This is a genomic window from Amycolatopsis thailandensis (assembly GCF_042723255.1).
Lineage (GTDB): Bacteria > Actinomycetota > Actinomycetes > Mycobacteriales > Pseudonocardiaceae > Amycolatopsis > Amycolatopsis thailandensis.
In genome coordinates, this window is the sequence record NZ_JBHXJK010000180.1 from 1 (window position 1) to 9,449 (window position 9,449).

7 protein-coding genes are annotated in these 9,449 nt (G+C 72.6%); 2 read left to right on the forward strand and 5 right to left on the reverse strand.

The window, feature by feature from the left end:
- The 4 genes from ACFWMR_RS39005 to ACFWMR_RS39020 form a co-directional block, all read right to left on the reverse strand.
- The coding region (locus ACFWMR_RS39005) for a transglutaminase TgpA family protein (RefSeq protein ID WP_378382039.1) at positions 1-2,093 on the reverse strand (2,093 nt) is incomplete at its 3' end.
- On the reverse strand, positions 2,090-3,217 hold the full coding sequence (locus ACFWMR_RS39010) for a DUF58 domain-containing protein (protein ID WP_093938923.1): 1,128 nt from the start codon (positions 3,215-3,217) through the stop codon (positions 2,090-2,092). The genes ACFWMR_RS39010 and ACFWMR_RS39005, both read right to left, overlap by 4 nt.
- 3 nt (positions 3,218-3,220) lie before the next feature.
- Positions 3,221-4,174 carry an AAA family ATPase gene (locus ACFWMR_RS39015; RefSeq protein WP_093938922.1) on the reverse strand — a complete coding sequence of 318 codons (954 nt, stop codon included), beginning with the start codon at positions 4,172-4,174 and terminating at the stop codon, positions 3,221-3,223.
- Positions 4,171-6,372, reverse strand: a complete 2,202-nt coding sequence (locus ACFWMR_RS39020; RefSeq protein ID WP_378382040.1) for a fibronectin type III domain-containing protein — start codon at positions 6,370-6,372, stop codon at positions 4,171-4,173. The genes ACFWMR_RS39015 and ACFWMR_RS39020 overlap by 4 nt, the downstream gene beginning before the upstream one ends.
- Before the next feature lie 117 nt (positions 6,373-6,489).
- Between ACFWMR_RS39020 and ACFWMR_RS39025 the strand changes: the two genes are divergently transcribed.
- A complete protein-coding gene (locus ACFWMR_RS39025) occupies positions 6,490-7,806 on the forward strand; it encodes a type VII secretion protein EccE (protein ID WP_378382041.1) in 1,317 nt (438 codons plus the stop codon).
- Here the strand turns inward: ACFWMR_RS39025 and ACFWMR_RS39030 are convergent.
- Entirely contained in the window at positions 7,799-8,275 is a 477-nt protein-coding gene (locus ACFWMR_RS39030) for a TspO/MBR family protein (protein ID WP_378382042.1), read from the reverse strand. The genes ACFWMR_RS39025 and ACFWMR_RS39030 overlap by 8 nt on opposite strands.
- A gap of 86 nt (positions 8,276-8,361) precedes the next feature.
- Between ACFWMR_RS39030 and ACFWMR_RS39035 the strand changes: the two genes are divergently transcribed.
- Positions 8,362-9,117 (forward strand): nucleotidyltransferase domain-containing protein, encoded by a 756-nt coding sequence (locus ACFWMR_RS39035; protein ID WP_378382043.1) that lies wholly within the window; start codon positions 8,362-8,364, stop codon positions 9,115-9,117.
- Positions 9,118-9,449: the final 332 nt, after the last annotated feature.

The following is a 9,449-nucleotide window of genomic DNA, read 5'->3' on the forward strand; positions in this document are numbered from 1 at the left end:
CTGCCGGCCAGGCCCCGCCGCACCTCGCCGACCTCCTGCCACGCCCGCCGGACGGCGCCGTCCCCCACCGGAACCCCGGACCACAGGGTCACGTCCAGCACCTTGGCCAGCCTGGCGACGGGCTCGCGGATCCCCTCTCCGGCCAGTGATCCCGCCGATTCGGCGAGGTCGCGCGGGGTCATCCCGATCCGGAACGGCACGCCGTGCGCGCGCAACCGGTCGCGGATCTCGTCCCAGGCGCCGAGTACCCCTTCGGCACCGGACCGGCGACGCCGCCGCCGGGCGCGGACGACCTTCGCCACCGGAACCCCGAGAAGCCACAGGAGTCCGAAAAGGACGATCGCGGCGGCGAGCGAGACCCACCACCAGCCCGCGCCCGCGTCGGCGTTCTGGTCTTCGGCGGTGTCCGCGGGCGTGCCCGGCGGGAGCTGCGGCGGCCGCAGTTCCTGTTCGGCAGGCAGCTGCGCCCGCGCCCGTGCGACGGCCTTGCCGGAAGCGGCCTGATCGCGTCCCGCCTTGCCGGCCGCGGCGGTCGGGTCGAGCGGCACCCAGCCCGCCCCGGCGACCGCGACTTCGGGCCACGCCAGGACATCGCGGTTGCGGACGACGTTCATCCCGCCGTCGGTCTCGGCCGAACCGCGGAACCCGACCACCAGCCGCGCCGGGATACCGCTCATCCGTGCCAGGACGACGTAAGCGGCGGCGAACTGCTCGCTCGTCCCCCGTTTGCTCTCCAGCAGGAAGTGCCGCAGCTGCGGCCAGCCGTGCCCGGTCGGCAGCTCGTCCGAGCCCGCCGCGAGCAGGTAGTTCGTGGCGAGGAAGCGTTCCAGCTGGAGCGCGGACTGGAACGTCGGACGCAGACCGCGCACGGCGTCCTTGGCCAGCTGGTCGACCTCGGGCGGTACCGCGCCGAGGCCGCCGAGCCCGCCCGGCGCCCGCGCGTCGACCTCCCCCGAACCGAGATCGACGTCGGGTGCGGACCAGCTCAGCCGGTAGTTCCGTTCGAGCGACGGCGACTCCATCAGCAGGGTGCCCGCGGACTGGTCCACCAGCGGCGTCAGGCCGTCCACACCGGTCAGGCCCTGATGACTCGGCAGCCACGGTCCGGCCAGTCCGCGCACTTTCAGCTCCGCGGTGCCGCCCGTGCCGCCGGGAGCGCCTTCGAGACCCGCACCGAGCCGCTGGAGCCGGGAATCGGACGACCAGTTCGCGCCGTCGAAACCGTTCAGCACGATCAGGCGCCACTGATCGACCGGGACGTCCCCGCGGTAGCGGAAAACCTCGTCGTTCGGCCGGGTGAGCCGCTGGGCGATCTCGTCGAGCGGATTGCCGAGCCTGCTCCGAGGCGGCGGCGCCGCCTGGGTGTCCTTGAGGGTCAGCGGATCACGGCCGGCCGGGTCGAGCCCGGCGAGGGCGACCGCCCCGGCGACCAGTGCGACCACTGTGGACAGTGCGGGCCAGACCGCCGATCCCGTCACCCGCCAGGAGAACCGCGGCCCGCCGGGCGCCCGGCTCGCCGACCGGGTGCGCCGCCCCGCCCACAGCAGCAGTCCGGACGGCAGCGTGTACCCCAGCGCCGCCGCCACCGCGCCGATGCCCGTCAACGCCTGATACGCCTGCGCGAGCCCGGCGACGGCCAGGCTCGGCACCAGCGCCACGAGCGGCTTCTTCAACCGCAGCAACAGTTCCAGCCCGAGCACGACGGCGAGCAGCACCGCGAGCGGGACGAACAACAGCTGGTCGGGAACCGGCCGGGCGGGCCACGTGGACTGAAGCGTGAGCCGCCATCCTTCGGTGAAACCTCGCGCCACCCCTTGCAGCGAAGCGAGAGTGGGCAGGAAGGCGAGCGTGGTCGAGGTCAGCACCGTCTCGATCAGACCGAGCAGGCCGAGCAGCGCGACGAGCAACGGCCGGTAAGGAACCAGCTTGGGGAATTTCGCGGTCAGCTCGACGCAGCCGTAGCCGACGAGGACGACCACGAGCACCGGGACCAGCAGCGGCCCCCAGCCGAACACCGGCGTGAACAGCAGTCCGGCCACGCCGGTCGCGCCGAGCAGACCGGCGGCCGCGATCCGCTCCGATCCCGCGCTCATGCCTTACCCACCAAGGAATTCCACTGTGCGGCGGCACCGGCGGCGTCGACCGCGATGATCACGCCGCGGGCCCCCGCCGACGGCCTGAGGTCACCGAGCCGGACCACGGTGTCGGGGCGCCAGCGCGCGGCGTGGCCGAGGTCGGCGTCCGGACCGGTGATCACCACCAGCACCCCGCCGGGGCGTTCGGCGGCGGCCAGGGCCGAGGGCAGCAGCGGCGCGGAGTTCGGCGCGTCCTGCGCGACGAGCGCGAGTTCGTCCAGCAGCGTCCTCGCCGCGCGGACCCCGCTGTCGGTCAGGGTGTCCGCGCCCGCGGACGTGATCAGGCGGCAGTGCTGGCCCGCCGACGCCGACGCGTAGAACAGGGATGCCGCCACCTCGACGGCCTCTTCGAAAACGGCGGGTCGCATCGCTCCGGGCCGTGTGTCCAGCACGGCGGTGAATCGCGGCTGGGCCGGATCGGCGTACTCGCGCACCATGAGCCGCCCGGTCCGGGCGGTCGCCTTCCAGTGCAGATGCCGGACCTCGTCGCCGATCACGTACTCCCGCACCGCGCGCAGATCCGCCGAACCACGCAACGGCGGGTCGGTGATCGGGCCTTCGTGGTGATGCCGGGGGTGACCCGCCTGCGCCGCCCGCACCGCGTGCCGCCGCGGATGCACCCACAGCCACGCGGTGCTCCCGACGGTCTGGTCGCCACGGGCGAGGTCGAACAGATCGGGCCGGTGCACGACGAGCGGGCCGACCCGCAGTTTCCCGCGCGCCGTCGTCGGCAGTTCGTAGTGGTACGTCGCTTCCGCGCCGGGCGCGAGCGGGCGGACGCGCAGGCTGTGCGTTTCGGTCCCGACCCCGTCCCCCGCGGTGAAACCGCCGTGCCGCCGCGCACCGGCGTTGCGCACGACGAGCGAGGCGAGCGCGGGCTTCCCGCGTTCGACCCGGTCCGGCTGCACGGTCCGGCCGATCTCCACCCGCGGCCGGAACCTGGTGGTGGCCAACGCGATCAGCACCGCGCCCGCCGCGATCCCCGCGAAGGCACGGAAAAACGTGTACCCGGCCAGCTCGCCGAGGGCGTAGAACCCGGCGGCGAAGGCGAGCACGATGACACCGCGGCGGGTGAGCCGCACGGCCTACCTCCCCATCGCGGCCATGGGAGCGGCCGTCGCGCCCAGGAGCTCGTCGACGATGTCGGCGGTCCGCCGCTGGTTGAGTTCCGCGTCGGGCGTCAGCACGAGCCGGTGATCGAGCACCGGATGCGCGACGTCCTTGACGTCGTCCGGTGTGACGAAGTCGCGGCCGAAGGTGGCGGCGAGCCCTTGCGCCGCCCGGATCAGCGCGATGCTGCCACGCGGGCTCGCGCCGTAGCGGACGTCCGGATGCGACCGGCTCGCCGCCGCCAGCCGCACCGCGTAGTTGACGATCTCGGGTGCCAGGTTGGATTTCCGGACCTCGTCGATGACCGACTGCACGTCGGCGATGCCCAGCACCGGCTTCAGCTCGTCCGGTGTCACCCCGGCGCAGTCCCCCATCACCACCCGCATCTCGGATTCCAGATCCGGGTAGCCGACCGAAATGCGCATGAGGAACCGGTCCAGCTGAGCCTCAGGGAGCCGGTAGGTGCCCTCCAGCTCGATCGGGTTCTGCGTCGCCACCACGAGGAACGGCCGCGGCACCGCCTGGCCGACCGAATCGACGGTGACCCGGCGCTCGGCCATCACCTCCAGCAGCGCGGCCTGTGTCTTCGGGGTACCCCGGTTGATCTCGTCCGCCAGCACCACGTTGGCGAAGATCCCGCCGGGGTGGAACTGGAAGCGTTCGGCGTTCTGGTGGTAGACCATCACGCCGGTGATGTCGCCGGGCAGCAGGTCGGGCGTGAACTGGATCCGGCTCCACCGGCCGCCGATGCTGGCGGCGACGCAGCGCGCGATCGTCGTCTTCCCGACGCCGGGCACGTCCTCCATCAGCAGATGCCCTTCGGCGAACAGCGCCGCCACGGTGAGCCGGACGACCTCGGGTTTGCCGCGCACCACCGATTGCACGTTCTCGGCGATCTGCTCGTAGGCGACCCTGGGGGTGAGCGTCACAGAAGTTCCTTTTCCTTTCGACGGCGCAAGCCGAGGATCGCGATCGGTCCGAGCCAGAGCAGCGAGCCACCGGGAGCGCCGCCGCCGAGGGGGCCGGGGCCCGGCTCGGGGCCGGCCGGGGCGCTTCCGCCCGCGCTGGGCACGCCGGTCCAGCTGTCCTTGCCGGTGCCGCCGGTCGTCTTGATGGTCGCGGTCACCGTGATCGCGCCGATGTAGGCCACGTTGTTGAGGTTCAGGCTGGTGGCACCGGAGCACGACTTCGGGGTGGAGAGGGCGCCGTTGAACTCCGCCTGGCAGGTCGCGGACGCGCCCTTCCCGTTCGCGTTGACGGAAACGATCAGGCCCGTCGTCCCGACCCGGACACCGGAGATGGTGATGGTCGGCGGCTCCGACGGAACCGGCACGGTGACCTTTTTGCTGCCGGTGGCCCCGGTGAGCGTGGACCCCGAATCGAACTTCGTGACCGCGCGGACCGAGACGGTCGCCGTGCCGGTGACCCCGGTGAATTCCGTCGAGGTGGCCGAAAGCGTGCGCTGACCCTGTCCTGTCGCGCTCACCAGGTAGTGCACGAGCGTGCCGCCGCGGAGGTCGGGCTGCTTCCAGCTGACCGACACCTTCCCGGCGGAGGTGGCGTTCGCGGTGACGACCGGTGCCGTGGCGGGCCGGTTCGCGGGCCCCGGGACGACCGCCTTGGCGCTGGCACCCACCCCGAGTCCCGCCGAGTTCTCCGCGACGACGGTGACCACGTACGCGGTTCCGTTGGTCAGCCCGGAGATCGTGGTCCCGCGCGACGTTCCGGCGAGCCGGGTGGAGCCGCCGGTCCAGGTCACGCGGTAGCCGGTGATCCGTGCCCCGTTGTCCGCGGCCGGGCTCCACGAGACCTTGACGGAGCCGTCACCCGCGGTCGCGCTCACCTTCTTCGGCGCGCCGGGCGGAGTCGCCTTCGCCACCGGCGGGATCGCCTTCTTGGTGCTCGGAGGCGCTTGTTGCTGCTGTCGCGGGTTCTGCTGTGGCGGCGGCTGCTGCTCGCCGGACGGGTCCGGCTCGGCCGACGGCGCGCCCGCGGTCTGGCTGCCGGCCGCCTTGTCGACGTCGACGTCGACCACCGAACCGTCCTCTCCGTTGACGACCAGCACGTGCGAGCCGTCGGAGCTGTCGACGTAGATCCGGTTGTCCTCGCCCTTCGCCAGCCTCGGCCCTGTCCCCTGGCTCGGCACCTTCGCTGTGGACTTGAGCGTGCCGGCGGCGTCGTAGGTCAGGACCTCGCCGCGGGTTTCGTCGACCATGGCGACCACGTTCGACGAGGAGAGCGGGCCGTTGAACCGGCTGCCCTTGGTCAGCTCGACCGAGATCGGCTTCGCGGACGGACGGTCCTGGTCGAGGCCGCTGACGTCGATGAGGTGGAGCTGGTTGCGCTCCGGATCGGCGATGGCCAGCCGGTCACCGGCGGCGCTGTTGGCCACCTGCGCCGACGGCGAAAGCTTGATGCCGAGCGGAAGGGCCTCGCCGAGCCCGCCAGGGCCGACCCGGTGGAGGCTGTCGCCGGTCATGTCGAGCACGACCGGCCGGTCGCCGACCAGCGTGAGCCCGCCGCCGTGCCCAGGCGGGAGCTGTGCGGTGCAGGTCAGGACCGCGGCGTCCTTCGGCAGCTCGCAGATCGAGCCGTTGTCGACCCGGTGCACCCACACCGTGCCGTCGGAGGTCGCGACAGGTCGCGACAGTGGCCCCCCTGCGGGCACGGTCGCGGACGGGTCGCCGAGCCGCACGATCTGACCGGCGTTGCGGTAGACCAGGTACGGACCGCCCGCGATCTCCAGCACGAACGGCGTCTCCGGCGCGGGCGGCGGGGTGGACTCCTCCACGCTCAAGGTCGCCTTGTCGAACTCCGTGATGCGGTTCCGCTCGACCACGTAACCCGAATCGTCCCCCTGCACGACCTGGCTGCCGCTCGCGGCGCCGGGTACGTCCGCGCGCGCGTCGACGCGGCTCGTCGAGCCGTCGACGTGGAACGCGGACTGGGCGGCGTCGTTGTAGACCCAGTGGCCGACCTGGACGAACTCCAGCCGTTCCGGGGTCGCCGCCTGCCCGGTCACCGCCAGGCCGACCAGCGCCAGGCAGCCCGCGACCACCAGCGCCACGGCCATCCGTGTCCTGGCCACGACGCTGAAGCGCTTCGTGTCCCGCTCATCGGTGTTCACGCGATCAAGCTAGAGAGCCACCATGAAATTTCGATGAAACACCCTGTCCCGTCGCCGGTGTCATCGAAACCTCATGTTCGCCGGACACGCTGAGGCGGACATCGAGGAGGCAGGACGATGACCGAATCCGGCGCGGCCAGGACGGACGGGCGGTACCAGGCGCCGCCCCCGCCGCTTCCCCGAACGGCAACGGCCGTATCGCGGCCCGAAGCCCTGCCCGACCCGCTCGCCTACGCCGCACCGGCGGCCCGGGCCGCCGCTCGTGAAGCCGCGCTGCACGCGCTGAACGCCGCCCGCCAGGCCGGGCAGCGGCCGCAGTGGACCGCGCCGGCGCCCGTTCCCGCACCCGCGTACGGTTCGCCGCCGCCGACTCCGGCGGTGCCCGCTTCGGCGCGGCGCCCCGGCCGGTTCGGCGGGATCGGGGTGCCGCAGATCATCTGCTGGCAGCTCGTCCTCGTCGCGCTCGTCCTGGTGGCGGGACGGCCTTGGCCGCTGGTGGCCGCGGTGATCACCGCGGCCGTGCTGGTCCTCGCGCTGACAGCCGTGCGGTTTCGCGGTCGCTGGCTCTACGAGTGGGCCGGTTCGGCGTCCGGGTACCTGCTGCGCGACCGCGACCGGGACCTCCGGAACGCGGGCGAGGCAGGCCGCGCGCTGCTGCGCCTGTTGTCGCCGGAAGCGGAGGGGATCACCGGTGAGATCGGCGACGAGCCGGTGTTCATGGTCAGCCGCGCCGACGGGATCACCGCTGTGCTGCAACCGAAGTCGGCCGCGCGCGAGCAGCCGATGCCGTCGCCGCTGGCGGTGCTGCCGCCTTCGCGGGAACAGGATCTGGACGTCGCCGCCCAGGTCATCCACCACGTCGGCGCGGACCGCTCGCGGCCGCCGCGGGGTTGGGTCGCGCTGCAGGCGCTGCGCACGGTCGACGTCCATCGCGACGCCGATGTGCGGCAGGTGCTCGGGAACACGGTCCGGCGCGTGCGACGGCGGCTCCGGCGCGAGGGGCTGCCCGTGCGGGCGCTCGCCGAAAACGAGGTCCTCGGCACGCTCGCGTCGCTGGCGCACGTCACGGCGGGCCGGGCGCGCATCCGGGAGGACTGGCGGTTCTGGCACAGCGGCCCGATCTGCCAGGCGACCTTCCGGATCGACGGCTGGGACGCGCTGTCACCGGCACTCGCGGCGGATCTGTCCCGTCGTCTGCTCGCGGCCGCTCCCCGGGCCGCGGTGACGCTCGCCGTGACCGCGCACCGGCGCGCCACCGAAACCGAACCCCTGCTCGGCGCGGCGATCCGGGTCGCCGCCGCGGGACCGCAAGCGGTGGAGCACGCGGTGCGGGAGCTGGAACTCGCCGCCCGCCGGGGCGGGCTGACCCTGGACCGGCTCGACGGCAGGCACGCCAAGGGAGTGGCCGCCACGCTGCCGATCGGGGTCAGTTGAGCACGACTATCGCGATGTTCAGCGCGGTCGCGTACAGCGTCCAAGCGAGGTACGGCACAAGCAACGCGGCCGAGATACGGGAGGAGCGGCGGAAGTACAGCGCGGTGACGACGATGGCGACGTCGAGCAGGACGATGTCGGCCAGGGCGAGGCCATAGGCGCCGGCCGCGAAGAACAGCGGCGTCCAAGCGGCGTTCAGGACCAGTTGCGCCGCGTACCACGCCAGTGCCCGGCGTTCGCCGCCGGATTTCCAGTACAGCCAGCCGGAGACTGCGATCCCGATGTACAACACCGTCCACACCGGACCGAACAGCCAGGCGGGCGGCGCGAACGGCGGCAGCTCCAGTCCACTGTAGACAGAGCGGGCGTCGGCCGCGGCGAGCCCGCCCACCAGCGCGGCCACGGCGACCGCGGCCAGGAACGGGAGGAACGCGAGCGGGGCGCGGAGTCGTCCTGGGATCGTGGTCATCTTCCGAGGGTACGGCCGGGCACACGCGCACGCGCGCTCAAAACCCGTCGCGTGCGCCCGGGAACGCCCCTAAGATCGTTCGCGCGATGAACGACGAGACTTTTCTTGCCCACGTGGCCGACAACCTGGCCGCGCTGCCCGCCGTGCACGCCGTCACCCTCGGTGGATCACGCGCCCAGAACACCCACGGCCCCGGCAGCGACTGGGATTTCGCCGTCTACTACCGCGGGGCTTTCGACCCGGCGCAACTACGGGCCGTCGGCTGGGACGGCGAGGTCTCCGAGATCGGTGCCTGGGGCGGCGGCGTGTTCAACGGCGGTGCCTGGCTCACGATCGACGGCAAGCAGGTCGACGTCCACTACCGCGATCTCGACGCCGTGGAACACCAGCTCGCCGAGGCACGGCGGGGCCGGTTCCACTGGGAGCCGTTGATGTTCCACCTCGCGGGTGTCCCGAGCTACCTGCCTGTCGCCGAACTCTCCGTCAACCGCGTGCTGCGCGGCGATCTGCCGCGACCGGAGTACCCGGAAGCGCTGCGGGAAACCGCTCCGCCGATGTGGCGGGGCCGCGCGGAGCTGACCCTGCGCTACACCCGTGGCGCTTTCGTGCCGCGCGGGCAGGCCACGGAGGTCGCGGGCGCGCTGGCCACCGCCGCCATGGAGACCGCGCACGCGGTGCTGGCGGCCCGGGGCGAATGGGTCACCAACGAGAAGCGGCTGTTGCGGCGGGCGGGATTGCGCGAGATCGACGCGATCGTCGCCGGTCTGCGGGCGGAGCCCGGCGTCCTCGCCAAGGCGGTGGACGAGGCGGAAGCGCTGTTCCGGGCTGCGGGGTCGCTCTGACGACGCTCCTGCGGACCCGAAGGCCACGTGCCCCGGCTCGGCGCGGCCTGACGGGTCCACGGTGTTGTGAAAGCCACTTTCGCAACGTTGAAGGTTGTGAAAGCCACTTTCGCAACACCGCCAGCAAGCGAACCGGACACTCCTGCCCTCCCCCTCAACAGAACCCGAATCGCCACTCAAGACCCCCGACCCAAGGCACTCCAGCAGGGGCCCGACGTGGGGGGTTGCCAAATAGGGGGCGCAAAACGCCCCCCCAAGAGTTTTTGGGGCCAGAGAACCCCCCCCCTGGGGGTGCAGCGACCGGGCAGACCCCCCCCCCCCGCGTCCGCGGG

Coding starts and splice junctions, on each gene's coding strand:
- ACFWMR_RS39030 (WP_378382042.1), bottom strand. CDS start 8,275: ATGACCACGATCCCAGGACGACTCCGCGCCCCGCTCGCGTTCCTCCCG.
- ACFWMR_RS39025 (WP_378382041.1), top strand. CDS start 6,490: ATGACCGAATCCGGCGCGGCCAGGACGGACGGGCGGTACCAGGCGCCG.
- ACFWMR_RS39035 (WP_378382043.1), top strand. CDS start 8,362: ATGAACGACGAGACTTTTCTTGCCCACGTGGCCGACAACCTGGCCGCG.